This is a genomic window from Bradyrhizobium sp. A11 (assembly GCF_042077125.1).
Classification (GTDB): domain Bacteria; phylum Pseudomonadota; class Alphaproteobacteria; order Rhizobiales; family Xanthobacteraceae; genus Bradyrhizobium; species Bradyrhizobium japonicum_B.
Window position 1 is genome coordinate 2370117 of the sequence record NZ_CP149509.1, and the last position, 26283, is coordinate 2396399.

The following is a 26283-nucleotide window of genomic DNA, read 5'->3' on the forward strand; positions in this document are numbered from 1 at the left end:
ACGTGATGGGTGGCCTTACTTGGCGCCGAGCTTGCCGGCGTCCTCGAAGGTCGGGCAGGTCCGCTGCTCCAGCGGCACGTCGAACGGCTGGTAATTGTCCTTGGTGATCACCGTCGGCTTCAGCACGATCTCGGCGATCACAGGCTGGTTGCGCAGGGCGCGGATCGCCATCATGGTGCCGAGGCAGCCCTGGGCAAAGCCGTTGTAGTCGCCGCTGGCGAGCAGCTTGCCTGACTTGATCGCGTCGATCGCCTCCTTGGTGCCGTTGATGCCGATCACCTGCGCCTTGCGGTTGGCGCCGTCGAGGGCTTCGATCGCGCCGACCGCCATGGCGTCGTTGGCGGCAAGCACGCCGTCGATCTGCGAATTCGACTGCATCAGGTTCTCCATGACCTGGAGCGCCTGCAGCCGCTGGTAATTGCCGGGCTGGGAGGCCAGCAGCTTGGCGCCCGGATTCTCCTTCAGCGCGTCGTTGAAGCCGCGGACGCGGTCGACATTGGTCAGCGAGCCCTTGACGCCCTCGATGATGACGATGTTGCCCTTGCCGCCGAGCGTCTTCAGCAGGAAGCGCGCGGTCTCCAGGCCGAGGCTGTAATCGTCGGCGCCGACGAAGGACAGGAACTTGCCGCCCGCGGAGCGGTCGGTGATGTTGACGACCGGGATCTTGGCCTCGTTGATCTTCTCGACCCCCGGCACCATCGCCTTGTAGTCGACCGGCGTGAACACGATCGCGCTCGGCTTTTTCACCACGACGTCCTCGATCTGGCTGAGCTGCTCGGGGATCGAGTCCGGCTTGGTCGGGATGTATTGCAGCGTCTTCGCGTTCAGCGTCTTCGCCATGCTGTCGGCGCCGACGCGCACCGTCTGGAAGAACGGGTTGGTCTGGTTCTTGGTGAAGACGGCGATGGTCTCGCCGTCGGCACGGGCCTGTGTCGTGAACGCGGCAGCCACCAATAACGGCACTGCCAAATATCCCAGTTTCTGTTTCATGTTGCCTCCATCCCTCGTTTTGCTTGTTGGACCTCTTGGAAACTCATTGCGTGCGCCGGCGCGTCTTCATGTCGAGCCAGACCGCGAGAATGACGATGATGCCGGTCACCAGCGGCTGCCAGTTGGCGCTGACCGAGAGCAGGTTCATGCCGTTCAGCACCAGTGTTAGGATCAACGCGCCGATGAAGGTGCCGAACACGGTGCCGACGCCGCCGAACAGCGAGGTGCCGCCGATCAGCACGGCCGCGATCGCCGGCAACGTCAGGCTTTCGCCGATGTCGGCTTCGGCTGAATTGAGCCGCGACAGGAAGATGATCGAGGCGAGCCCCGCCATGAGGCCGGAGACGGCATAGACCAGCAGCAGGCGCCGCGCGACCGGAATGCCGGAGAGCCGCGCCGCGACCGGATTGGCCCCGATCGCATAGATCTCCTGGCCCCAGATCGTGCGCTGCGCGAAGAACGTGCCGATCCCGAGGAAGACCAGCAGCAGATAGACCGGGATGGGCAGGCCGAACAGATAGCCGCTGCCGATCTGGCGGAAGCCGGCCGGGAAGCCGTGCAGGGTCTCCCCGGCCATGTACCAGTAGGTTAGGCCGTTCAGCACCCAGAGCATGCCGTAGGTGGCGATGAAGGAGGGGATGCGGAGCGCGGTGACCATGATGCCGTTGAGCAGTCCGACGATGCCGCCGCAGGCAAGTCCGGTGAGGATGCCGAGCGCCGGCGAGCCGGTCTTGTGGATCAGGGTGCCGGCGATGCAGGCGGACAGCGCCACATTGGCGCCGACGGAAAGATCGAGGCCGGCTGTCAGCACAACCAGCGTCAGTCCGGAGGCGATGAAGAAGGTCAGGCTCGCCTGGCGGAGCACGTTGAGGATGTTGCCGAGGCTGAGGAAGGAATCGCTGAGCACGGCCAGCACGGCACAAATCAGAAGCGCCGCAAGCAGGCGGTAGAACACCTGGATCGCGTCCTGCGACAGGAAGGAGCGGGGCGGCACGATCGCCTCTTTGCTGATGTCGGTCATGCGCGGCTCCTGAGACCATCGAGGAACAGCGCGACGATGACGAGGACGCCGACGCTGGCGACCTGCACCGAGGACGGCAGCGAGATCAGGTTCAGCCCGTTGCGCAGCACGCCGACGGAGAGGACGCCGAGCAGGGTGCCGAGCAACCAGCCATTGCCGCGCTCGAACGAGGTGCCGCCGACGGCGACCGCCGCGATGGCATCGAATTCAAGGCCGAGGCCGGCGGTGGGGTGACCGGAGTTCATCCGCGCGGTCATCAGGAGACCCGCGATGCCGGCCATGGCGCCGCCGAGCGCGTAGACGGCGATCAGGAGCCGGTTCGGCGAGAGGCCGGCATAGCGCAGCGCCTCGCGGTTGCCGCCGAGGGCGAAGATGTAGGTGCCGAAGCGGGTGTGATAGAGCAGCATGTGGAAGACCGCGTAGGTCACGAGCGCCATCACGATCGGAACGGGGACTCCCAGAAGCGTCGCCGAATAGATGTCGCGCACGCTGTGGGGGATGCCGACCACGCTCTGGCCGTCGCTGACGATCAGCGACAGTCCCTGCGCCATGCCGAGCGTGCCCAGCGTCGCGACGAAGGGCGGAATGCCGAGGATGGCGACCAGCCAGCCGTTGACGGTGCCGAAGGCCACGCCGACCAGCAGGCCGGCACCCAAGCCCAGCAGCATCGACTTGGTCGCGAGCGAGACGATGGCGACGCAGAGCGAGGTCAGCGTCAGCACCGCGCCCATCGACAGGTCGAGCCCCTCGGTCATGATGATCAGCGTCATCGGCAGCGCGAGCATGGTCAGGATGGTTGACTGGACCAGCACGTTGGAGAGGTTCGCGACCGACAGGAATCCGGGCGCGATCGCGCCGAACAGGGCGATGAGCAGCACCAGCGCGATGGCAACGCCGGGAATGCGTTGCAGCGGATTGGGCTCTGAAGCGACTGCGGCCTCACGCATGATGCATCCCCAGTCGCACGATGTTCTCCTCGGTCAGTTCGTTGCGCGTCAGATGTCCGGCAATGCGCCCCTCGCGCATCACATAGGCGCGGTCGCAGACATGGCAGATCTCGATCTGCTCGGACGAGATCATCAGCGCCGCCGCGCCGTCGGCGACGAGGCGGTCGATCAACGCGAAAATCTCCGACTTGGCGCCGATGTCGATGCCGCGCGTCGGCTCATCGAAGATGAAGAGCTTCGAGCCGGCCGCCAGCCATTTTCCGATCACGACCTTCTGCTGGTTGCCGCCCGACAGCAGGCCGACGGTCTGCCGCGCGCTCGGGGTTGCGATGCGCAGCTGACGAATCAGGCCGTCGGCGGTGCGCTGGGCCGAGCGCTGGTCGAACAGACCGCTCGGGAAGAGTTTCTTCAACGCCGAGACCACCAGATTGTCGCTCACCGAGCGCAGCAGCGCGAGACCCTCGCTCTTGCGGCTCTCCGGGATCAGCGCGATGCCGCGGCGGGCGGCAAGATCAGGCTCACCGGAGATCGCCTTGCCGTCGAAGATGATCTCGCCTGACGTCATGGGATCGGCACCGAAGATGGCGCGAGCGACCTCGCTGCGGCCGGAGCCGACCAGGCCGCACAGGCCGACGATCTCGCCCCGGCGCACCTCGATGTTGATGTCGGAGATGCCGGTGGACGAAGTCAGGCCCTTGACCTCGAGCAGCAGCTCGCCGGGCTTGTCGGCAAAATGGCGCGGATAGGTCATGTCGACGTTGCGGCCGACCATCATGCGGACGAGCTGGTCCGGCGTCACGTCGGCGGGGCGAACGCCGTCGATGCGGCGGCCGTCGCGCAGCACCGTGATGCGATCGCCGAGCGCGAACACCTCCGCCATACGGTGCGAGATATAGACGATGGCGACGCCGTCGGCCTTCAGCCGCGCGATCAGCGCGAACAGCAGCTCGGTCTCGCGGTCGGACAGCGCCGCGGTCGGCTCGTCCATGACGAGGATGCGGGCGTCCTGGCTGATCGCCTTGGCGATCTCGACCATCTGCTGCTGGGCCACGCCGAGCTTGTCGACAATGGTGGAGGGATCGATGTCGAAGCCGATCGTATCGAGCACGCGCCTGGCATCGGCCAAGATCTTGCGGCGGTCGATGGTGCCGGGGATGCGGCCCTTCGGCTCGCGGCCGAGGAAGATGTTCTGGGCGATGTCGAGATAGGGGACCAGCGAGAATTCCTGGAAGATCACGGCAATGCCGAGCTTCTGCGCGTCGGCTGTGGAAGCGATCGCGACCTTCTCGCCCTTGTAGAAGAACTCGCCGGCATCGGCGCCATAGGCACCGCACAGCACCTTCATCAGGCTCGACTTGCCGGCGCCGTTCTCGCCCAGCAGCATGTGCACTTCGCCGGGATAGACGGCAAAGGACACATCATCCAGCGCCTTGACGCCGGGAAACTCCTTGCTGATGCCGCGCAGCTCCAGCAGCGGGGCGGGCGAGGAGACCTCGATCGGGAGCGCGTCGCTCATGCCGTCTCCTTCATGCTTTGGCTCCGCTCGCAAAGATCTTGCCGGGATTCATCAGTCCATTCGGATCGAGCGCTGTCTTGATCGACCGCATCACGTCGACGGCCTCGCCGAGCTCGTCGGTGAGATAGTCGATCTTGCCGAGCCCGATGCCGTGCTCGCCGGTGCAGGTGCCGTCCATGGCGATGGCGCGGGCGACCATGCGGGCCTGCAGCGCCTTGGCGTCTTCGGCCTCCTCCGGCTTGGCCGGATCGATCAGGATCAGCATGTGAAAGTTGCCGTCGCCGACATGGCCGACGATCGGCGCGACAAAGCCGTGCACGTCCGCGTCCTGCCGCGTCTCGGTCAGGCATTCCGCCAGCCGCGAGATCGGCACGCAGACATCGGTGATCACCGCGCGCGCACCCGGCCGCAGGCCCAGGCCGGCATAGAGCGTGTTGTCTCGGGCGTGCCAGAGCCGGCTGCGGTCCTCCGGTGCTTTGGCCCAGGCAAAGCCATGGCCGCCATGATCGGCGGCGATCGCCTGTGCGGCCTCGGCCTGCTCGGCGACGGAGCTCTCGGAACCATGGAATTCGAAGAACAGGGTGGGTGCCTCGCGATAGCCGAGCTTGGCGTAGGCGTTGATGCCGCGCATCATGACGTCGTCGAGCAGCTCGATGCGGGCGACGGGGATCGCGGACTGGATCACGGAGATCGCGGTGTCGACAGCGTCATGCAGCGTGTCGAAGCTGCAAACGGCAGCCGAGATCGCCTGCGGCACCGGATGCACCTTCAGCGTGATCTCGGTGATCACGCCGAGCGTGCCTTCCGCGCCGACGAACATGCGGGTCAGGTCATAGCCCGCTGCCGATTTCCGCGCGCGCCTGGCGGTGCGGATCACGCGGCCGTCGGCCAGCACCACTTCGAGCGCCATGACGTTGTCCTTCATGGTGCCGTAGCGCACGGCCATGGTGCCGGAGGCGCGCGTCGAGGCCATGCCGCCGATCGAAGCGTCGGCGCCGGGATCGATCGGGAAGAACAGGCCGGTATTGCGCAGCTCCGCATTGAGCTGCTTGCGGGTGATGCCGGGCTGCACCACGACGTCCATGTCGCTGTCGTGTACCGCCAGCACTCTGTTCATGCGTGCGAAGTCGAGGCAGACGCCGCCCGCGACCGCGGCCGCGTTGCCTTCGAGCGAGGTGCCGGCGCCGAACGGCACGATCGGCATGGCTGCGCCGGCGCACAGCTTGACGATCTCGGCCACTTCCTGCGTCGTCTCGGGAAAGACGACGATGTCGGGCGGCAGATTGCGATAATGCGACTCGCTCTGCCCATGCTGATCGAGCACGCCGCGCGCAACGCTCGCGCGCGGGCCGATCATGCCGGTGAGGCGATCGGCCAAAACGCTCGTGCTGACCCGCGGTCCCATCCTCAGCTCCCTGTCTGCCCGATTGCGGACTCTTGCGGTCCGCTAGTGGTGTCGTCCGGCTTAGGCGGCTCTTGCGTTGCTCGCAACCTGCTTCAAGCCGAAATCATAGTTGAGATGAAAATACTCGCGCTCCACCATGCGACCATCCGGCGCACGGCCGGCGGGATGTCGGACGAACTCCCGGATCAGGCTGTCCTTGACGCCGAACACCACGTCGCTGTCGAGATACTGGTCGCCGGCAACGAACACGTGCGTCACGAGTTGTTCGAAACCGGGCGCCGAGATCATGAAATGCACATGCGCCGGGCGCCAGGGATGGCGTCCCTGCGCCTCCAGCATGTCGCCGACCGGGCCGTCATGGGGGATCGGATAGGCGGCGGGCTTGATCGACCAGAAATGGAAGCGGCCGTTGGCATCGGTGTGGAAGCGGGCGCGCATCGCGAGATCGCCGATCCGGTCGAGCTGCTGCACGTCGTAATAGCCGTCATCGTCGGAGTGCCAGACATCGACGATGGCGCCCGCCAGCGGCTTGCCGTCGACGGTCGAGACCGAACCGGTGACCAGCATCGGGTCGCCTTCCATTGGGCCGGAGATATCGGCGCCGTTGTTCTTGTCCGGCGCGGCCTGCACGAAGAACGGCCCGAGCACGGTGGTCTCGGTCGCGCCTTCCGGCACCGGATGGTTGATGGCGTCGACCAGCATGGAGACGCCGAGCGTGTCGGACAGCAGGATGAACTCCTGGCGCTTGTCGTTGCACATGTGTCCTGTGCGGGTCAGGAAGTCGATGCCGAACTCCCATTCCTTCTGGGTCGGCCGCACCTCGCGGACGAAGGCGTGAAGGTGACGCACCAGCGCTTCGCTCACCTCTTTGATCCGCGGATCGGTCGCGCCCGCGATCCGCTCCAGCACTGCGTCGGTGATCGTGTTCTCGTTGAAGTTGCGCATAGGGACTCCGTGGGTCAGAGTTCTGGCTCGCCGAGGCCGGACAGCCGCTCGAGATGCTTGACGGTGGCGATGAAGTCGGTGTCGCCGTCGCCTTGGGCGACCAGCGAGCCATAGGTCTCGCGCACTTGGGCGGCGAGCTGAAGCGGCACGCCGACGGCGTGGCCGGCACCTAAGATCAGGTCGAGGTCCTTGGCCATCTGCTTGCAGGAGAAGGTCGATGCGAAATCGCGCGTCCTGAGCGGCGCGGTCTTGTACTTCACCATCGGCGAGGCAACCGCGCTGTCGTCCAGCACCTTCAGGATGTCCGGCCAGGCGATGCCGCCTTTGCGCGCCAGCGCGAGGCTCTCTGCCATCATCGCGGCCGAGACCGCGATCATCAGATTGACCGAGAGTTTTGCGTAGCGCGCTTCTTCAGCGAACCCAAGATAGGTCTGCGCGCGGGTGAAGGCCGCGAACAGGGGCTGGAGTTTCTCGAACGCGTCCTTGGGGCCGGAGACGAAGCAGGTCAGGGCGCCGGTGTGGACGATGCTGGCGTTGCCGGAGACCGGCGAACGCAGATAGGCGATGCCGCGCGCCTGAGCTGCCGCTGCAACTTCAGTTGAAGCTTCGACGCTGACGGTGCTGGTCTCGATCAGGACGGCACCCGGCGCCATCGCGGCGATGAGGCCGGTGGAACCGAGCAGCGCGGCGCGCAAGGCGTCGTCGTCGGGCAGAGAGGTGACGACCGCGGTCTTGCCGCTGGCGGCCTCGGCCGGTGCGGCCGCAGTCGAAATGCCCTGTGCGCGCGCCTCATTGAGCCGCGCCGTGCTCCGATCGAACGCGGTGACGGCGTAGCCGGCTTTGGCGACGAGCACCGACATCGGCAGGCCCATCTTGCCGATCCCGATGAATGCGATGTTCCTTGAACTGTCTGTCATTATTGTTGTCCGTTGGCGCCGCTAGGCAGCGCGTCCTTGTCGTTCGATGTCCTGCACCAATCGCCGGCCGGATTGCGCCAGCAGTTCCTTCTTGGTCTCCAGCCCCTCGACCAGCAGTCGGCCGTTCCGCTTCTTCCAGGCGCCTCCGATCATCACGGCGTCGATATTGGCAAGGCTCGTCTGCATCACGACGGTGGCGACGGGATCATGCACCGGATGGAGATTGAGGTCGGAGGCGTTGATGATGACGAGGTCGGCGAGCTTGCCCGGTGTCAGCGAGCCGATCTGGTGCTCGCGGCCGAGCATGCGGGCGCCTTCCGTCGTGATCCAGCGCAGCGCCTCGCGCACAGGGATCGTGGTCGTCGCTGGGATGGTGCCGCTGGTTTGGCGCGACTCGGCGTTGTCGAGCGCGCGCTGCATCGACAGCGCGATGCGGGCGGCCGAGAAGAGGTCCCCGGCCAGAATGGATTCGAGGTCGATGCCGATCGTCGGGCGGACGCCGCGCTTGAGCAGCCGGCCGGTGATCGGGAAGCCGTGGCCCTGGATCATCTCGTTCTCCGGCGTCACCGAGAAGGACACGCCGAGATCGACGAGACGATCGAGCAGATCGTCAGGCAGATCGTTGCCGTGGACGATGTTGATGCCGGAGCCGACAAGGCCGGCCTCGATCAACCTGTCCCAGCCGCCCGGGGTCTTGGCCGGACCGCCGCCCTGGTGCATCGATGCGATCAGCTTGTGTTCACGCGCCAGACGGAAATCCTGCATGGCGACGTCGAGCGTCGAATAATGTGGGCCGAGAATGGCGAGCCCGAGCGTGACGAGGCCGTCGCGGTCGGCGAGGGGCCCCGCCAGCAGCCGCTCGACCTCGCGGCGCGGATGCGGCACTTCCGAGAAATGCGGCTCGCCGGGCTTCGGCTCCGGCTTCGGCGAGCCGTGGAAGAAGGCGGCGCGCATGCCACTCTCGATCAGGCCGCGCACAGCCGCGTTGGTGTGATCGGGCGTCGGATTGTTGTGGCACCAGTCGACCAGCGTGGTGACGCCGTGGTTGATCTGGTTCAGCGCGCCGACCAGCGTTGCGATATGGATATCGTCGGGCCGGAACACGGTGGCCAGGCCCGCATGCATGCGGCGGAAATATTCCAGCAGCGTCCAGTTCGCGGCAAAGCCGCGCAAGCCGGTTTGCCAGGTGTGCATATGCGCGTTGATCAACCCGGGGATGACGATGCGGCCTTTGCCGTCAATGATCTCCATGTCCGCCGCGATGTCGATCGTCGGCCGCAGGTCGGCGATGCGGCTGCCCTCGACCAGCACGTCGCCGGTTGCGAGGTCGCCGATCGCGTCATCCATGCTGATGATCGTCGCAGATTTGATCAGCGTGCGCGGCATCGTTTCAAGCCGCCGCTTTGACGACGACCGGCGGCTCGCCGGCCCAGGCGCGTGCGATCAAGTCGCGAATGGCGTTTCGGTCGAGCGGGCGCGGATTCCAGTAGGCATTCGTCACCGCGAGATCGGTCGCCTTGTCGATGCCGCTTTCGGGCATGCCGATGTCGCGCAGCGCCAGCTTCGCGCCCAGCCGCTTGGCGAGATCGTAGAGACCTTGCGGGGCGTCAGCCGCGCCGTTGGCACGCGCGATGCGCGTCATTGCCTCGGGCACGGCCGGGGCGTTGTAGGCCAGCGCATGCGGCAGCACGATGGTGTGGGTCTCGGCATGCGGCAGGTCGAAGGTGCCGCCGAGCGTATGGCAGAGCTTGTGATGCAACGCCATGCCGACGGTGCCGAGACAGACGCCGCACAGCCACGCGCCGTAGAGAGCCTCGGTGCGGGCCTCGCGGTCGTTGGCCTTGACGGCGATCGCGGGCAGGGCACGTGCCAGCGCGCGGATGCCTTCCTCGGCCATCAGCGACGTCACCGGATTGGCGTCGCGTGCATACAGCGCCTCGACCGCATGCGCGATCGCGTTGATGCCGGATGTTGCGGTCAGATTCGCCGGCAGGGTCAGGGTCAGATCGACATCGTAGATCACGGTCTCGGGCAGGATCGCCGCGTCGCGCACCGTGGTCTTCAGGCCGTTCTCGGTCTGGCCGACGATCGGCGTCATCTCGGAGCCGGCATAGGTGGTGGGAATACAGAGCTGGTTGACGCCGGTGCGCAAGGCCAGCGCCTTGCCGAGGCCCGTGGTCGAGCCACCGCCGAGCGAGACGACGCAGTCGGCCTCGCACGCCGTCATCGCCGCGAGCGCGCGCTCGGTGACCTCGACCGGCGTGTGCATGGTGGCGCCGGGAAAGAGCCCGGCATAGAGCGGGCCGAGCGCTGCCCCCAGGCTCTCGCCCTGCGCCTCCTGCTGCGGCGTCGTCAGCACCAGCGCGCGCTTGCCGCCGAGCCGTTCGACCTCGGCCTTGGCGCTCGCCAGCGTTCCGCTGCCGAATACGACGCGGCAGGGCAGGTTTTCAAAGGTGAACGAACCGATCATGCGCCGGTCTCTTTGATGGGATAATCGACCTGGAAGCGGCCGATCCGCAATTCGCCCAATGCTTCGCGTACCCGCAGATGTTCCGGATGGTTGGCGTAGGCGCTGAGCGCCGTCTGGTCGGTGAATTCGGAGAACAGCACGACGTCGCAGGCGTAATCGACCGCGCTGACGTCGATGCCGACCTCGATGTGGGTGAGGCCGTCGATCCGGCCCTTGAGGCCCTCGAACAGGGTCTTGACCTTGAGCCGGGCGGCGGAGCGCTCCTCGGGGGTCTCCCCGCGCAGCCGCCACATCACGATGTGCCTGATCGGGCCCGACATTTCCTGATTTCCTCTCCTGTATCGCGCTTTGTTGGCACCATTTTGCCTTGCAGAAATCGGAAATAAAGGTCAAAATTTGTAAGTCTCTTTTCCTAATTTCGCAAAAATGGACCGGCTGCTTCAACTCGAGGTCTTCTCCAAAACCGCTGAGCTCGGCAGCCTTTCCAAAGCTGCCGAGATCCTGCGGATGTCGAACGCGGCCGCGAGCCGTCATCTCAGTGCGCTGGAGGAGCGGCTTGCGGTCCGGCTGATCGAGCGCAACACGCGCCGGCAATGGCTGACCGAGGCAGGGCAGGAGCTATTGCAACGCTGCGGCCCGCTGCTGAACGAACTCGCCGAAGCCGAGGACGCCGTCTCCGACCGTGCGCTGTCGCCGAAGGGCATGCTGCGCGTCACCTCCTCGCTGTCCTTCGCGATGATCTACCTCGCGCCGATGTTGCCCGCCTTCCGCGCGCTCTATCCCAATCTCAACGTGCAGATCATCAGCGCAAACCGCTATCCGGACTTCATCGAAGCCGGGATTGACGTCGCGATCCGCACGCGCGAGCACGAGCCGGATTCCAACATCATCGTCCGCCGCATCGGCCAGATGCACCGCGTGCTCGCGGCAGCTCCCTCCTATCTGGAGAAGCACGGCCGGCCCGAGCATCCCGCCGATCTCGCCCGTCACGACATGCTGGTCTACAATCTCGCCAACGATCCCTATTCGCTGCGGCTGAGCCAGGGCAGCACGACGCAGACGGTGCGGATCGCGCCGACGCTCGACAGCAATGACGGCCAGATCATTTGCGGCGCGGCGCGTGCAGGGCTCGGCATCCTGATCCAACCGCTCTATATCGTGCAGGGCGATATCGCGGCCGGCCGGCTGGTGCCGGTCCTGAGGGACTGGCAGCTGCCGCTGCTCACCATGAACATCGCCTACCAGAACCGCGTCAGGCTGCCGGCCAAGATCCGGGTCTTCTCGGACTTCCTGGTCAGCCACATCCGCGAGCATTCGGAGCCGGGGATCTGGATCGACGCGGCGAAGTGAGCGGGAAGCATCCATGTATCTCGGCATCGATCTCGGCACCTCCGCAGTCAAGACCGTTCTCGTCGACGACGCCCAGCGCGTGATTGCAAGCGCGAGCCGGCCGCTGACGATCGCCTCGCCACGACCGGGTCATTCCGAGCAGGATCCCGCGCAATGGATCGAGGCGACCTTCGCCACGCTGGATGCCCTCAAGGCGAGCCATGCCGGCGCCTTGGCGGCCGTCGAAGGCATCGGGCTGTCCGGCCAGATGCACGGCGCTGTGCTGCTCGATGCGAGCTTACGTCCCTTGCGGCCTTGCATCCTCTGGAACGACGGACGCGCCGCGGCGGAGTGCCGTATCCTGGAGCAACGCTGGCCGGCGTTGCGTGCGGTGACGGGCAACAAGGCGATGCCGGGATTCACCGCGCCCAAGCTGCTCTGGATCGCGACGCATGAGCCCGAGATCCTTGCGGCGACCAAGCTCGTGCTGCTGCCAAAGGCGTATTTGCGCCTGGTGCTGTCGGGCGAGGCCGTCGAGGACGTCTCGGATGCATCGGGATCGCTATGGCTCGATGTTGCGCGCCGGGACTGGTCGGACGCCGCTTTGGCCGCGACCGGGCTGACGCGCGAGCACATGCCGCGTCTCGTCGAGGGCTGCGCGCCCGCCGCAAGGCTGCGCGCCGAGCTCGCGCGGCGCTGGGGCATGATGAGGCAGCCGGTGATCGCGGGCGGTGCCGGCGACAATCCGGCGGGCGCCGTCGGCATCGGTGCGGTCGAGCCGGGAACCGCGTTCGTCACTTTGGGAACATCGGGTGCGTTGCTGGCGCCGACCGCCACCATCGCTGCCAATCCGGACCGCGCAGTGCATACGTTCTGCCACGCCATTCCCGGCATGTGGATTCAGGCAGGCGCGATCCTGTCGGCTGCCTCCTGCCTCGCCTGGGCCGCGCGTCTGTTCGGCGTCACGGAGGCCGAGTTGTTGGCTCCGCTGGGATCGCGCCCGCAGGCGCCGTCGCCGGTGAGCTTCCTGCCTTATCTCGCGGGCGAGCGGACGCCGCACGACGATCCCGCCGTGCGCGGCATGCTCGATGGCTTGAGCCATGGCACCGATCGCACGGCGATCGTGCAGGCGGTGCTCGAAGGAGTTGCCTTCGCGCTGGCTGATTGCCGCGACGCGCTCGCGGATGCCGGCATCGTGATCGCGGAAGCCGACGCCATCGGCGGCGGATCGCGCTCGCCATTCTGGCTCTCGGTTCTCGCGAACGTGCTGAATGTTCCGATCCATCGCTTTGCCGGCGGCGCGACCGGCGCGGCGTTCGGTGCGGCGAGATTGGGGCGGCTTGCTGTCACTGGTGAGGCAATTGCCGCCGTGTGCACGCGGCCGCAGCGCGTCGAGACGTTCGAACCTGACGCCGGGCTGGCGGATGCGTACGCCGAGCGGCTTCCCGCCTGGCGCGAACTGTATCGGCCGCGCCACTAGCGCCGCCGCGATGTTGCGTTCGCTCGTGTTCAGCCTTGCCCTGCGTCGCGGCCTTTTGTTTAATGCGTGAACCGCGCTGACAAGAACGATTGAGACGCGGGTGGGAAACGCATTGTGCGCGGGAGGCACGATGAACGATCCGATCCTCGAGATGCGCGGGGTGTCAAAATCTTTCTTTGGCATCAAGGCACTGCGTAGCGTCGATCTCACCGTCTACGCCGGCGAGATTCACGCCTTGATGGGTGAGAACGGCGCCGGCAAGTCGACGCTGATGAAGATCCTGTCCGGTGCCTACAAGCCTGATCCCGGCGGCGAGATTCGCATCGAAGGACATCCGGTCCGGATCGAAGGTCCGCTCGGCGGCCGCGCGGCGGGCATCTCCATCATCTATCAGGAGCTGTCGCTGGCGCCTAATCTCAGCGTCGCGGAGAATATTTATCTCGGACGGGAGATCTCGCGTTCAGGACTGCTGGCGCGCGGGGAGATGCGCGAGGGCGTCGGTCCGATTCTGAAGCGGCTGGGCGCAGACTTCCTGCCGTCGACGCTGGTGGCGCATCTGTCCATGGGCCAGCGGCAACTGGTCGAGATTGCGCGTGCGCTGCACGCCAGATCGAAAATCCTGATCATGGACGAGCCGACCACCGCGTTGTCGGCCGGCGAGACTGCGCGGCTGTTCGCGCTGATCCGTCAGCTTCGGGCGGAGGGGCTTGCCATCATCTACATCTCGCATCGCATGGACGAGGTCTACGCGCTGGGCGACCGCGTCACGGTGCTGCGCGACGGCCGGCTGGTCGGATCGCTCGACAAGCCCGAGATCCGTGCCGACACCATCGTGCGGCTGATGGTCGGTCGCGACGTCTCGTCGTTCTACAAGAAGGATCACGATCCCGACGCGGGGCGCGGACATCCCGTGCTCGCAGCGATCGACATGGCCGACGGCCGGCGCGTCAAGGGCTGCTCGCTCACCGTGCATGCGGGCGAAGTGGTCGGGCTCGCCGGCCTGATCGGCGCCGGCCGCACCGAGCTTGCCCATCTCATCATCGGCGCGCAGCCAAAGACCTCCGGCCGGCTCGAGTTGGAGGGAAGTCCGGTCGAGATCCGTACCCCCGGCGCGGCGCTCGAGGCGGGCATTGCCTATCTGACCGAGGACCGCAAGGCGCTCGGCCTGTTCCTGGATATGTCGTGTCTTGACAACATCAACCTCGCGGTGCTCGGGCGCGACGCCAAGCTTGGCTGGTTCCTGGATCGCGACAAGGCGCGCGAGCGCGCCGACAGGGCCTTCGCGGGGCTCAGCATCCGCGCCGCCAATGTCGGCGTCCCCGCCGGTGGCCTGTCCGGCGGCAATCAGCAGAAGCTGCTCTTGTCGCGGCTTCTCGCCATCGCGCCGAAGGTCCTGATCCTCGACGAGCCGACCCGTGGTGTCGATGTCGGCGCCAAATCCGAGATCTATTCGATCATCGACAATCTGGCCAAGGCCGGCACCGCCATCCTCGTCATCTCGTCCGACCTGCCCGAGATCATCGGCATCTGCGACCGTGTCGTCGTCATGCGGGCCGGCCACATCGCCGGCGAGGTGAGGCGCGGACCCAATTCGCCGCTGACACAAGAGGACATCATGGCGCTTGCCACGGGGATGGAGCATCTCGATGCCTGACAACGATGCCGCGGAGGTCCAGTCTGCCCCGACGGCGACCAACGGTGCTGCCGCCGAGACAAAGCGCCAGCGGGTGAGGATGCTGATCAGTGCGCTCGGCATGCTGCCGGTGCTGTTGATCCTCTGCATCGGCTTCCATTTCCTGTCCGAGGGACGCTTCTTCACCGGACAAAATCTCGGCATCGTGTTGCAGCAGGCCGCAGTGAACACCGTGCTCGCCGCAGGCATGACCTTCGTCATCCTCACCGGCGGCATCGATCTCTCGGTCGGCTCGATCCTGGCGGCCTCCGCGATGGCCGGACTGACGCTGTCCAAGCTGCCGGAGCTTGGCGTGCTGTGGCTGCCGGCCGCGCTGCTCACCGGCCTTGTCTTCGGTGTCGTCAACGGCGCGCTGATCGCGCTGCTCCGCCTGCCGCCTTTCATCGTCACGCTCGGCTCCCTCACGGCGGTGCGAGGCCTCGCGCGACTGCTCGGGGCCGACACCACCGTATTCAATCCGTCCATTCCCTACGCCTTCATCGGCAACGGCTCGCTGACGCTCGTTCCCGGCGTCGCGTCGATCCCGTGGCTCTCGGTGATCGCCTTGCTCGTCATCCTGGTCTCGTGGCTGGTGCTGCGCCGGACCGTGCTCGGCGTGCACATCTACGCGGTGGGCGGCAACGAGAGCGCGGCGCGGCTCGCGGGCATCAAGGTCTGGGCCGTGCTGATCTTCGTCTATGGCATCTCCGGACTGTTCGCCGGGCTCGGCGGCGCCATGCAGGCGGCGCGGCTTTACGCCGCCAACGGCCTGCAGCTCGGCCAGTCCTACGAGCTCGATGCGATCACCGCGGTGATCCTGGGCGGCACCTCGTTCGTCGGCGGCATCGGCTCGATCTGGGGGACGCTGGTCGGCGCGCTGATCATCGCGGTGCTGTCGAACGGCCTCATCCTCGTCGGTGTCTCCGACATCTGGCAATATGTCATCAAGGGTCTCGTGATCATCGGCGCCGTGGCGCTCGATCGTTATCGGCTGCAAGGCTCCGCCAGAACTTGAATGGCTCCGCCAGAACCTGAAAGGCCCCGCTAGAACTCGAAAGCTTCCGTTGCGGCAACTGGTCTGCCGTGCCGGGAAAGAAGACAGACCAGGGAGGAAGTCCATGTTGAAGACGATCATGCTCGCCGGCGCCGCGACGGCGCTTGTTCTCAGCACCGCGCCGTCCTCGGCCAAGGAGCTCAAGTCGATCGGCGTTTCGCTGGGGTCGATGGGTAACCCGTTCTTTGTGGCGTTGTCGAAGGGCGCCGAGTTCGAGGCAAAGAAGACCAACCCCAACGTGAAGATCACCACGGTCGGCTTCGAATACGATCTCGGCAAGCAGGTCACCCAGATCGACAATTTCATCGCCGCCGGCGTCGATCTGATCCTGCTCAATCCCGGCGATCCCAAGGCGATCGGGCCGGCGATCAAGAAGGCGCAAGCCGCGGGCATCGTCGTCGTTGCGGTCGACACCGCGGCCGAAGGCGCCGATGCCACCGTGACCACGAACAACGTGCAGGCCGGCGAGATCTCCTGCCAGTACATCGTCGACAAGCTCGGCGGCAAGGGCGACGTCATCATCGAGAACGGACCGCAGGTCTCCGCCGTGATCGACCGCGTCGTCGGCTGCAAGAACGTCCTGTCGAAGAATCCGGGCATCAAGGTGCTGTCCAGCGACCAGGACGGCAAAGGCTCGCGCGAAGGCGGCCTCACCGTCGCGCAGGGCTATCTGACCCGCTTCCCCAAGATCGATGCCATCTTCGCCATCAACGACCCCCAGGCGATCGGCACCGACCTTGCGGCGCGCCAGCAAAACCGCAGCGGCATCATCATCACCGCGGTCGACGGCGCGCCCGATATCGAGGCCGCGCTGAAGGATCCGCAGTCGGCGCAGATCCAGGCTTCCGCTTCGCAGGACCCGTTCTTCATGGCGCGGCGGGCCGTGCAAGTCGGCGTCGGTATCCTCAATGGCCAGAAGCCGGCCTCGACCGTCGAGCTCTTGCCGTCCAAGCTGGTGACCAGGGACAACGTCGCCCAGTACAAGGGCTGGACCTCGGATCGTTCGCAGTAAGCGCCGCCCTTGCTGACGTGCAGACGACGAGACAGCGGGCGGTGTGCTTGATGCACGCCGCCCGTATCGTGATAGCCGACACGCGCTGATCCGCGTCAGCGCGCGGCGGAAGGATTGGCTCGCGCGGGCAACACGGTCGACGGAGACTTGCTCGCAAGAGCGCGGGTCTTGGGTTGGACCCTCGAGCCGTCGATCACCTCGAGCCGGCCGCAGCGGTTCAGGGTGTGGAGCTTCCTGCCGGGCCACGCCGGTCCGGGCTTCAGGCAATGGCGCACGGTCTGCCTGAAGGCCGTCGGCGACAGTTCGACCACTTCCGCCAGCGCGAGCGCCGCGCCGTATCCGTCGGCGCAGTTCTGGACCGGGCGCCACAATTTTTCGTTGATGGTGACGAAATTCCCTGCCGGTCGCGTGCTCGCGCGGTCGATCAGGACCGGATTGCTGGCGTGGGGTAACCAGGGGCCCAGGAGGTGCTCCGCGTAATAGATCGCCAGCGAATCCGAGTAGCCGCCGGTTCCGTCGCGCCAGGCGCCGAATAGATAATGCAGGCCATTGTGCTGCGTGATCGTCACGTCGGCCAGCTCGAGACCGGACAGCAGCGTCGCGTGCCGCTCCCATTTGTCGGGGAAGCGGACGCATTTGTAGAGGGCGACGTCGCCGTGGGTCGAGCTCTCCGGGATCATCCACAAGGCGCCGTCGTGTTCGATCAGAAACGGATAGGAGAGATGCCAGGGCTCCTCCAGCACCGGCACGGCCTCGCCGACCGGTCCGTTGTCACCGAACTCGACCGCCGAAATGATGCCCTTTCCGACGCGGTGATCGAGGTCCTCGAAGAAGACGAACGTTCGTCCCTGCCAGGTGATGGGAAAGGGATCGGCGTAGAAGTGGTTTCCGGGATCCTTCAGAACGTTCCAGCCCGGACCTGAGAGATCTCCGGTCTGCCAGACCCCCGCGCCGTCATTGAAGCGCCATCCGACATGCCAATGCGGGGCATAGCAGCAGAGACGATAGATCTCCTTGGCGATCGATACGGCGAGGCCGCGCACGACATAGGCCGTCGGCTGCCGGCCGACGCCTGCTCCGGCGGGGCGCGCCAGTTGCGGCACGATGCGCGGCCGTCCCGACAGGATCGCCGCCACCATGGTCAGGGTTCGCGCCATGACGGTTTCGAGCGCGCCGCTGAGGCCTGCGGCAATTTCGCCGGATGGATGGCCGCGATCGACGACCGAGCCGTCGACCTCGTTGATGATCTCGATCACCGGCAGGTCGCCGGCCAGAATGGCGGCGAGCGCGGCATTCTCGCCGGCAACTCCGTTGAACAGCGGACGGAGATACAGCCGGGCGGAGCTGCCCGGATCGCGCGCGCCGCCGGTGAAATCGACGATCACGTCGGCGGTCTCGGTATGAGCCTGCGTCGGCTGCCGAATGACATCGAGCCTGTTGGCGCCGCTGGGCTTGCCCCTGTGCAACACCACGCGTTCGAGTTCGAAAAGGCTGTCGAGGCCCGCGGGCCGCGGCTCGGCATTTGCCGTCCACGCGATTTGAACCGGAACATCCCGGCCGTCGATCGACAGCGTCTCGCGGCTCATCCACCGCCGCGCGTAGTCTCGTTCACAGCGAAACTCGATGATCATGTCGAGCCGATCTATCCAAGGTTTCAGGTCAAATGACCTCGTCGAGAATACGAACGTATTCCTCCACCATGGCATCTACCGAATAGCGCAGCCTCAGGCCTTTGGCGTTTTGTCGCAGCGCCTCACGCAAATCTTGGTCCGTCAGCAGCAGGGAGACGGCCGCCGAGAGCTTCGCGTGCTCGGAGGCATCGACGAAGAGCGCAGTCGGTTTGCCTTCGCAGGACAGCACTTCGCGCAGGACGGGAAGATCGGTCACGACGGAGGGAACACCGGCGTTGGCAGCCTCGACCGCGGCCAGGCCGAAGGTTTCGGCCTGTGTCGGGAACACGAACACGTCGAGACAGGCGAGGAAGTCCGCCATCCGGCTGGGGGGAATCTCGCCGAGCAGATGCAGCCTGTCGGGGACCTTCAGCTCATCCGCCAGCAGCTTCAGCCGGGCCTCGTCGGCGCCCTGGCCGGCGAGCGCGAGATGCCAGGACGGCTCATCTGGCAGCAGACGTATTGCCAGGTCGAGCCGCTTGTGCGGATGCAGCCTCGCGGCGCAGCCGAGCAGGACGCGATCGCGCGGCAGATTGAATGTCTGCCGTGCAGCGTCCTTCGACAGGGTGAGGGCCTTGTCGTCGAAGCCGTGCGGCACGTGCACCATGCGCGCCCGGTAGGCTGCGGGGTAACGCGAATATTCGCGCTCCATGTCCTTCGAATTGAGCGTGATGCGGTCGAAGAAGCCGAGGCTGCCCATGGCGATGTCGGCGGTGCGGACCGGCCGGCTCATCGCCAGCGCGGATGAAACCTGATTGGCGACGACAGGGGCGCGGCTGACGAGGCGCGTCATGCCGGCGCCGATCACGTTGCCGAAATGCTGGAACGTCAAGACGGCGTCGGGCCTGATGGTCCTGATGTGACGGCCGAGCGTCCACAGCATCCGGAGCAGCGCGACCGGATTGCCCGGCCGGCTCGGCGCGCAATAGAGCGTATCGGGCGGCTCGTCGAACGAATCCGATTTACGGAAGAAGAACAAATTGGTGACGCGGTAGCCGCGCGCGGTCAGCCCGGCGCCGAGCAGCCTTGAGATCTCCTGCGCGCCGGCGTTCTCGGCCTGGGTTTGCGCGAGCAGCACGTGCGGCTTTGGTCCGCCATGGTTCGACCGCGCGGGTGCGGTCGCAGTCGGCTCGCCCAAGTCCTTGTTCGGCTGATAGTGCAGCACGGCTCCCGACCCGCTCAAGAAACGAAATCTTCACCTTCTTAACTCCGTACCTATCATGCGGGCATCGCGCGGACACCGGCTAGCATCAAACGGAGTTAATGCGAGGCGCGACCGTCGACATCGATCACGCAGTTATTTCGCTGGTTCCCGGACGCTGCGCAGCGAGCGCGTTAACCAATCGGTCTTGCGCGCCGCTGATGCGTGAACGCGAGCTAGTCGCCGGAGTCGGCGCCGCGAACGGCATAATTGCCGCGTTTGATTCCGCTGAAGCGCAACAGCACCAGAATTGAGGGATCGACCCCTGAGCGCCGACGGCAGATCACGTTCAAGGCAATGGTCGCGAGCGCCAGCGACACCGTGGCGGAAATCGCCGCGCCAAGCAGGCCGAGCCAGGGAATGAGGACGAGAAATCCCACGAGCCGCAGTGCGACGTTCGCGGCCACGACGGGAACATAGATTCGTTCGTGACCTGTCAGCTGCAGGATCGCAGCGGCGGGGCCGCCCGCGGCCTGGATGGCGGTTCCGATCGCAAGCACGATCAAGACGGAATGCTGCTCGGTGAAATGGGGTCCGAACAAATTGAGGAGATAGGTGCCGCCGACCCAGACCGTGGCGAGTCCGGCGGCCACGCACAGCGCGGTCACCTCCGCCATCAACCGCAGGGTCCGCTCGAACTCCCGGTGATTCTTGCTGAAGTACAGCGAGGGCAGCCGACGCGCGCCGAACGTGTACAGCGCCGCGGAGACCATGGCGAAGATGTTGGCGAGGCGCGAGGCGGCAAAGTAGATTCCGGCCGTCGTAGGATCCAGCATCCAGTAAACCAGGATGACGTCGAAATACTGGTTGGCGACCTCGAGGATGGATGCGATCCAGAAGTGCAGGGCGCTGGACCGCCAGCGCGACGTTTCCGAGCGTGCCGGCGTGCCGCGCAGATCCGGCAGCACGCGGACGACCGAAATGATCTGCGACGCCAGGCTGACCGACATGGCAATGGTCATCACCGCGAACAACTCGGCGGGATCGAGTTGCCGGTGCCCGAGCAGCATGGCGAGCAGGAAGACCACGACGATGGCCCGCCAGAAGAACTCGCGATTTCCTTCGCCCATGAGAATGCTGACGAGCGAGCGTGCGACCTGGCTGCCGAGCATTATGCCGGCATTCAGGGCCGTATAGGCCGACACCGCCAGGATGAGCACCCACCAATCGCCTCTCATGTGCGCTGTAATGGCAATACCGACGATCACGATCAGCATGCCAATCGAGGTGATCCTGAAGCTCGACAGCAAGACGCCTTTGGTGAGGTCCGGCCTGCCGCCGACCTGGTACTCGTTCAGGAAGCGCACCAGCAACGATTCCTGGCCGACCAGTCCCACCACCGCGGCGATCTGGGCCACAGAAAGCCAGGTCGCGAAAATGCCGAAGCCATCGGGCGACATCGTTCGTGCCGCCAGCGAGAACAGCGCAAACGCAAGTGCGCCGCTGCCAACCTTCAAGAGGATGGTTCCGACGACACCGCGCGTGACGTCACGCCGCAACAATTGAAGGATGGATTCGATCATGGAAATTTAAGGAGCTGCTCTCTCCGGAGGGACGTGTTCGGACGCCGATGGCAATCTAGCATGCGGAAAAATCGCGAGTGTTAATGGGCGGCAAGCGGGATCTTGCCGGCGACATCAACCTCGTGGTTCCAATTGCTTCACTGTGAAACATCGCCGTCCTCGTTGTCTCAAATAGAGCAGGCCTTGGCCGGATCGAATGAAGGCGTAGCGCCATATCGACGGCCGATAACGGCGAGATCGGTCGTTCGAATGCGGGTTGGCCCGCCCGGATCGACACCGGGCTGCCGAACACACAAGTTGCGGGAATCCCGAGCAAGAGGCGTGCCGGCCATCGTCGCGACAGCCGGCTCACAGCTCCGTTAACCTCGATAGCGAGAAATGATCGCGTTTGATCCTGCGATGCGACATCAGGCCGGAGAATTGCACGTGCGACTTTAGTTGACCGTGGGAGCCTTGGATCATGACGGCGGACAGAACCGGGACCGAGCCGATCGCCAAAGCCGGCACTTCGAGGACCGATGCCGACATCGCGATCGTCGGCGGCGGCCTTGCGGGATCGCTTGCGGCGGCCGTGCTGGCGCGGGCAGGGCACCGAATTGCCCTGATCGACAAGCGCGCGGTCTATCCGGACGAATTCCGGGTCGAGAAGATCGGCGGGCATCAATTGGCGATGCTCCGCAAGCTGGGCTTCCTCGGCGCGCTCGAGAATGTTGCCTGTCGATATGATCAGGTGCTCAATATCCGGGAAGGCAAGGTGGTCGACGTCAGCGTCGGTCAGGCCTACGGCTTTCCCTATGCCGATCTCGTGGCCATGGCGCGCAGCCAGATGCTCGATCCATCCGGCCTGATCGTCGACGAGGTCACTGCGATCAGCTGCAGCGACGACGTCCAGCATCTCGAACTGGCCTCCGGACGGCGCGTGACCGCGCGCCTCGTCGTTCTCGCCACAGGCATGTCGGAAGCTGTCGCTTACAAGCTCGGGATCAGACGGCGCGTGCTGGCCGAGCGCCATTCGGTGTCGTTCGGTTTCACGATCGTCCGCCAGGACGGTCGCCCGTTCGATTTCGAGGCGCTGACCTGTTATGGCGAGCGCACGGCGGACGGCATCGACTATCTCAGCCTGTTTCCCGTCCGCGCCGGCATGCGGGCCAATCTCTTCATGTTCCGCGACCCGACCGATCCGATCATGCGCGAGCTGCGTCGGGAGCCGGAGGCCACCGTCTTGCGCCTGCTGCCGGGATTGCGGCCCTATCTTGGCGACTTCCGCGTCATCGGCCGGGTCCAGAACTGGGTGATGGATCTGACCGTCGTCGAGGGACACCTGCAGCCTGGCGTCGTGCTCATCGGCGATGCATTCCAGACCAATTGTCCTGCCGCCGGCACCGGCGTCGCGCGCCTGCTGGTGGACGTCGATCGTCTGTGCACCGAATATGCGCCGCGATGGCTCATGACATCAGGCATGGGCCAGGAGAAGATTTCGCAGTTCTATTCCGATCACGACAAGATCGCGGCGGACCAGCAGTCGCTGAAGATGGCGCGCTTCCGCCAGGCCCTGACGTCCCGCGACGATATCGGCTGGGACGTTCGGCGCCGGTTGCACTTCCTGCGCCGCAGCCTGGCACATCGTGTCGATCAGATGCATCCGGGCTGGCTCGGGCGCTTTCGCGGCGCGTTGCGCGCCTGAGTCCGTTGTCCTTTGTCTGCCGCCGGATCAGCGCGTGGGCGTCGGCGTGCGGGCGGGCAGGAGCCGCAAGTCCGCTAGCCGCTTCGCCGCCAGCTTGAGCCAGGGGGCCTGCTTCAGCGCGAACAGGGCAACGGCGCCTGCGGGGCTGCCGGCCTGCGTGACCGCCCACATCGGCGATGGCTGTCCGCCGAACAATTTCTTGTATGGCTCGTCACCAATGGTGAAATCGAGCATCTGGTCGCCGCGCTCGATACAATCCCGCGCCACCTGCTCGAACATCTGTGCGCCGATCGACTGGCTCTTGTACCCGGCAATGTCGAAGGCGCTCATGATGACGAGGAAGCTGCCCCGATGGCACAGTCCGAGCACAGCCGCAATCACTTCGCCGTCCATCTTCATGGCGTAGAGGCGCACGAAGCTGCCGAGACCACGAAGAGCGACGTCGGAATAGAAGCCGAAATATTCGGGGCGCTGAAGCAGGTCGCCGTCGCCTTGTGCCTGAAAGCGCGGACCGCGAAACTTCTTCATTACCTCCAGTGCCTCGAGCACGGAGGCGTCGTCGGTGCAGCATGAGAAGCTCAGCGCGCCTTTCTTCTGGAGCTGGCGATATTTCTTTGCAAGCTCCTTCTGATAGGAGCGATCGATCGCGCTGGCCCGCCATTGCTCGAACGGTGCGACGAGAACCGTCGCGTAGGCATTGGTGTCCATCGACACGCGGCGCGAGGCCGCCAGGAGTTTTTCGATCGGAAGCCGCGCGTCGGGCAGCTTGGTCATGCGCAGCAGATCGAACGGGCGAACGAGGCGCCGAATCTCCGCGCATGCCTCCGCGTCGTCGAGCAGTTGCGAGAACACCTCCGGGCTGCAAACCGGTGCCAGATAGTCGGAGACGCGCAGGTCGGCAAACTCGACCGTTCGGATCGGCCCGCGCCGGATCCGCAGCAGGGGCAGCACCATCGCAAGCGCCCCCGTCGCGCGGGTGCGGACCACGACGACCAGCGCTGTCGCGCCGGCATCCGAGGCGAGCCTGGTGTAGAGGCTGTGCAGCCAGATCGGATGCTGGAACGCGGTCGCGGCCGAGCGATCGAACAGCTCGGCATATTCCGGGGACAGAAAGTCGAACGTTTGATCGATGCCGATGTCGAACGTGTTGCTAGGCTTGTTCATGCGCAATCAAGGACACCGGGCAATTCGCGAAGATCGATCGAACCGTCGCTGCGCTTTATAGCAGGCTCGTTACGGGCGAGACACCAGCACTGTGCGATTTGCATCAATGCGTTCAACCATGTTGGTATCGTTACCAAACTCTTAAGATCTCAGATCCGTTTGGATATCGTGCCCCGATCGCGGTGGTTCATCGACCTCGACCGCGAGGATTGCAGCCGCAAGATCCTGCAATTGCACCATGCGGGCAAGTTGCGGCTGATCGCCGTGACGAGCGATCGGCGGTTGCGCGCCGTCACAATGTTGGCATGAGCCCGAATCGCGTGTCGCGAGGAGTCGATCCAGCTATTTGACGCGATGTCAGAGGCGCACGCTGGTCGTCGCAAACGCTTGGGCGGCGGGCTCCTCGAATCTGTTCAAGATCACCATCCCCGCAACCGCGATGAGTACGGCCGCGACACAGCCAAGCAGAAAGGCCTTCATCTTCAGACTCTCTCGATCGGAACATCAAGCCATCTATACGATACATCCTTGATGTGACCAGCCGGAAACCAGCGTCCCGGCGATGCCAAAAGTCGGTTATTGCGGTGCACGCTCCGGAACGGAAGGCGGCCTGGCCCATTTCAGTACGGACATGGGAGGATTCCGCGTGAAACTGCTGACAACGTCTTTGTGCCTCGCAGCACTTTGCCTTTCCGGAAGCGTCCGGGCGCAGCCCGCACAATCCGGCTCATCGCCTGCGCAAACCCCGCCCGAGGACAAGGGCCAGCTCCAGCCGCAAGGCTGGACCGGTCCGATCAATACGGGATCGGGTGGCGCGCCCGCCGAAAGTCCGCAAGGTCAGAGCCCGCCTGGAATGCAAGCTGCGCCTGAGGGGTCGTCGAAAACCACGACGGCTCCGGCCAAATAGGCCGGCTCCGATGTTCATCTCTGGCGGCTCTTCTGGCAATCTTGGGAGCGTGGATGTGACCAGGGCCGGCCAGGAATGATCAGATCACCTTTGTGCGCGAGGTTGGCCGCCGCACTGTGGGCCGTCTTTGCCGTCGCATCCGCGCACGCCGACATGGCGGGACACGGTGGCCCGATACGGGCGCTTGCCGTTTCCGCCGACGGCGACGAGCTTCTGTCCGGCAGCTTCGACACGTCCGCGATCCATTGGTCGCTCAGGACGGACAGCGCAGTGCAAGTGCTTCGGTATCATGCCGATGGCGTCAATGCGGTCGCCCTGCTGAAGGACCGCCGCATGATCACGGCCGGCGCGGACGCACGGATTGCGCTGTGGACGGCAGGCCGGCCGCAGCCGGACCGCGTGCTGGAGGGGCATGCCGCGCCGATCGTGGCGCTTGCCGCCTCGCCCGATGGATCGCTTCTCGCCTCGGCATCGTGGGATCGGACGGTGCGGCTCTGGTCGCTATCGGACGGCACGTCGCGTGTGCTCGAAGGGCATTCGCAGAACGTCAACGGCGTCGCCTTCACGCCGGACGGCAGGCTTGTCAGCGTCGCATATGATCTTGCGCTGCGCATCTGGCGTTTGCCGGATGGCCAGCCCGAGATCGTGACGTTGCCGGCGCCGCTGAACGCCGTGGCCGTGGCGCCGGATGGTGAAATCGTCACGGCCGCGGTCGATGGCAAGCTGCGCATGGTGACGGGGGAGGGCAAAGTCAGCGGCGAGGTCGCGGCCGGTCCCACGCCCGTGGTGGCTTTGGCAATGTCGGCGGACGGCGCCTTGATTGCTGCGGCCGGCATCGGCGGCACAGTGGCGATCATCGATCGCAAGTCGCGCAGCCTGCTACGAACATTGATCGGACCTGGACTGCCGGTGTGGTCGGTGGCCTTCCTGCCGGATCGCGAGACGCTGCTCACGGGTGGCGCGGACGGCAAGATCAGACGCTGGAATGCGCGCACCGGCGAGCCCATCGGCTCGATCCTGGCAGGATCGCCGCCCGATCCGCTCGCCGCCTATGCCGGCGATCATGGTGCCGATGTGTTCCGGGCATGCGTTGCCTGTCATACGCTGTCGGAGAAGGAGGTGCAGCGCGCGGGTCCGACGCTTGCCGGGTTGTATGGCCGCAAGATCGCATCGCTGCCGGGCTACCGCTTCTCCGATGCCCTGAAGACGATGGACATCATCTGGACGCCGGAGACGGTTGCAAAGCTGTTCGAAATCGGGCCGAACGCCTATACCCCCGGCACCAAGATGCCGGAGCAGCGCATCGGCTCAGCCGAGGATCGCCGCGCGCTCACCGATTTCCTTGGCCGGGTGACGTCGCGCTAGGGCATGCTCTG

General features: G+C 65.4%; 22 protein-coding genes. 7 read left to right on the forward strand and 15 right to left on the reverse strand.

What is annotated here, in order from left to right; all coding sequences use genetic code 11:
* Positions 1–15: 15 nt before the first annotated feature.
* The 10 genes from WI560_RS10895 to WI560_RS10940 are packed head-to-tail and all read right to left on the reverse strand — an operon-like array spanning position 16 to position 10531.
* Entirely contained in the window at positions 16–990 is a 975-nt protein-coding gene (locus WI560_RS10895; protein ID WP_375307996.1) for a sugar ABC transporter substrate-binding protein, read from the reverse strand.
* 43 nt (positions 991–1033) lie between these two features.
* Entirely contained in the window at positions 1034–2011 is a 978-nt protein-coding gene (locus tag WI560_RS10900; protein ID WP_375307997.1) for an ABC transporter permease, read from the reverse strand.
* The gene (locus WI560_RS10905) at positions 2008–2958 is read right to left on the reverse strand and encodes an ABC transporter permease (RefSeq protein ID WP_375307998.1); all 951 of its coding nucleotides are present in this window, start codon (positions 2956–2958) and stop codon (positions 2008–2010) included. The genes WI560_RS10900 and WI560_RS10905 overlap by 4 nt, the downstream gene beginning before the upstream one ends.
* Positions 2951–4474, reverse strand: a complete 1524-nt coding sequence (locus WI560_RS10910) for a sugar ABC transporter ATP-binding protein (RefSeq protein WP_375307999.1) — start codon at positions 4472–4474, stop codon at positions 2951–2953. The genes WI560_RS10905 and WI560_RS10910 overlap by 8 nt, the downstream gene beginning before the upstream one ends.
* 10 nt (positions 4475–4484) lie before the next feature.
* Complete coding sequence (locus tag WI560_RS10915; protein ID WP_375308000.1) at positions 4485–5879, reverse strand: FAD-linked oxidase C-terminal domain-containing protein; 1395 nt, start codon at positions 5877–5879, stop codon at positions 4485–4487.
* Positions 5880–5939: 60 nt separating this feature from the next.
* Positions 5940–6824, reverse strand: a complete 885-nt coding sequence (locus tag WI560_RS10920; protein WP_375308001.1) for an intradiol ring-cleavage dioxygenase — start codon at positions 6822–6824, stop codon at positions 5940–5942.
* 14 nt (positions 6825–6838) lie between these two features.
* A complete protein-coding gene (locus tag WI560_RS10925; RefSeq protein ID WP_375308002.1) occupies positions 6839–7741 on the reverse strand; it encodes an NAD(P)-dependent oxidoreductase in 903 nt (300 codons plus the stop codon).
* Positions 7742–7762: 21 nt separating this feature from the next.
* Entirely contained in the window at positions 7763–9127 is a 1365-nt protein-coding gene (locus WI560_RS10930; RefSeq protein ID WP_375308003.1) for an amidohydrolase family protein, read from the reverse strand.
* 4 nt (positions 9128–9131) lie between these two features.
* Positions 9132–10211, reverse strand: coding sequence for a maleylacetate reductase (locus WI560_RS10935; protein ID WP_375308004.1), 1080 nt, complete (start codon positions 10209–10211; stop codon positions 9132–9134).
* The gene (locus WI560_RS10940) at positions 10208–10531 is read right to left on the reverse strand and encodes a Dabb family protein (protein WP_375308005.1); all 324 of its coding nucleotides are present in this window, start codon (positions 10529–10531) and stop codon (positions 10208–10210) included. The genes WI560_RS10935 and WI560_RS10940 overlap by 4 nt, the downstream gene beginning before the upstream one ends.
* A 106-nt stretch (positions 10532–10637) precedes the next feature.
* Here WI560_RS10940 and WI560_RS10945 point away from each other — a divergent pair, with 106 nt between their 5' ends.
* From WI560_RS10945 to WI560_RS10965, 5 genes are all read left to right on the forward strand, one after another.
* Positions 10638–11561, forward strand: coding sequence for a LysR family transcriptional regulator (locus WI560_RS10945; RefSeq protein WP_375308006.1), 924 nt, complete (start codon positions 10638–10640; stop codon positions 11559–11561).
* Positions 11562–11574: 13 nt separating this feature from the next.
* Positions 11575–13020, forward strand: a complete 1446-nt coding sequence (xylB, locus tag WI560_RS10950) for a xylulokinase (protein ID WP_375308007.1) — start codon at positions 11575–11577, stop codon at positions 13018–13020.
* Between the two features lie 130 nt (positions 13021–13150).
* On the forward strand, positions 13151–14674 hold the full coding sequence (locus tag WI560_RS10955) for a sugar ABC transporter ATP-binding protein (RefSeq protein ID WP_375308008.1): 1524 nt from the start codon (positions 13151–13153) through the stop codon (positions 14672–14674).
* The gene (locus WI560_RS10960; RefSeq protein ID WP_375308009.1) at positions 14667–15707 is read left to right on the forward strand and encodes a ribose ABC transporter permease; all 1041 of its coding nucleotides are present in this window, start codon (positions 14667–14669) and stop codon (positions 15705–15707) included. Before WI560_RS10955 ends, WI560_RS10960 begins: the two co-directional genes overlap by 8 nt.
* Positions 15708–15810: 103 nt before the next feature.
* Entirely contained in the window at positions 15811–16758 is a 948-nt protein-coding gene (locus WI560_RS10965) for an ABC transporter substrate-binding protein (RefSeq protein WP_375308010.1), read from the forward strand.
* 95 nt (positions 16759–16853) lie between these two features.
* On the opposite strand, the gene WI560_RS10970 is transcribed toward WI560_RS10965, so the two are convergent.
* The 3 genes from WI560_RS10970 to WI560_RS10980 all read right to left on the reverse strand — a co-directional run bounded on the left by WI560_RS10970 (position 16854) and on the right by WI560_RS10980 (position 21152).
* Entirely contained in the window at positions 16854–18389 is a 1536-nt protein-coding gene (locus WI560_RS10970; protein ID WP_375308011.1) for a hypothetical protein, read from the reverse strand.
* A 28-nt stretch (positions 18390–18417) separates the two neighbouring features.
* The gene (locus WI560_RS10975; protein WP_375308815.1) at positions 18418–19593 is read right to left on the reverse strand and encodes a glycosyltransferase family 4 protein; all 1176 of its coding nucleotides are present in this window, start codon (positions 19591–19593) and stop codon (positions 18418–18420) included.
* A gap of 212 nt (positions 19594–19805) precedes the next feature.
* On the reverse strand, positions 19806–21152 hold the full coding sequence (locus WI560_RS10980) for a lipopolysaccharide biosynthesis protein (RefSeq protein WP_375308012.1): 1347 nt from the start codon (positions 21150–21152) through the stop codon (positions 19806–19808).
* A gap of 460 nt (positions 21153–21612) precedes the next feature.
* Here WI560_RS10980 and WI560_RS10985 point away from each other — a divergent pair, with 460 nt between their 5' ends.
* Positions 21613–22836, forward strand: a complete 1224-nt coding sequence (locus WI560_RS10985; RefSeq protein ID WP_375308013.1) for an FAD-dependent oxidoreductase — start codon at positions 21613–21615, stop codon at positions 22834–22836.
* A 27-nt stretch (positions 22837–22863) separates the two neighbouring features.
* Here the strand turns inward: WI560_RS10985 and WI560_RS10990 are convergent, their stop codons facing one another.
* A complete protein-coding gene (locus tag WI560_RS10990) occupies positions 22864–24000 on the reverse strand; it encodes a GNAT family N-acetyltransferase (RefSeq protein ID WP_375308014.1) in 1137 nt (378 codons plus the stop codon).
* 357 nt (positions 24001–24357) lie between these two features.
* The gene (locus tag WI560_RS10995) at positions 24358–24480 is read right to left on the reverse strand and encodes a hypothetical protein (RefSeq protein WP_375308015.1); all 123 of its coding nucleotides are present in this window, start codon (positions 24478–24480) and stop codon (positions 24358–24360) included.
* 502 nt (positions 24481–24982) lie between these two features.
* On the opposite strand from WI560_RS10995, the gene WI560_RS11000 reads away from it, so the two are divergent.
* Positions 24983–26272 (forward strand): c-type cytochrome, encoded by a 1290-nt coding sequence (locus WI560_RS11000; protein ID WP_375308016.1) that lies wholly within the window; start codon positions 24983–24985, stop codon positions 26270–26272.
* Positions 26273–26283 lie beyond the last annotated feature (11 nt).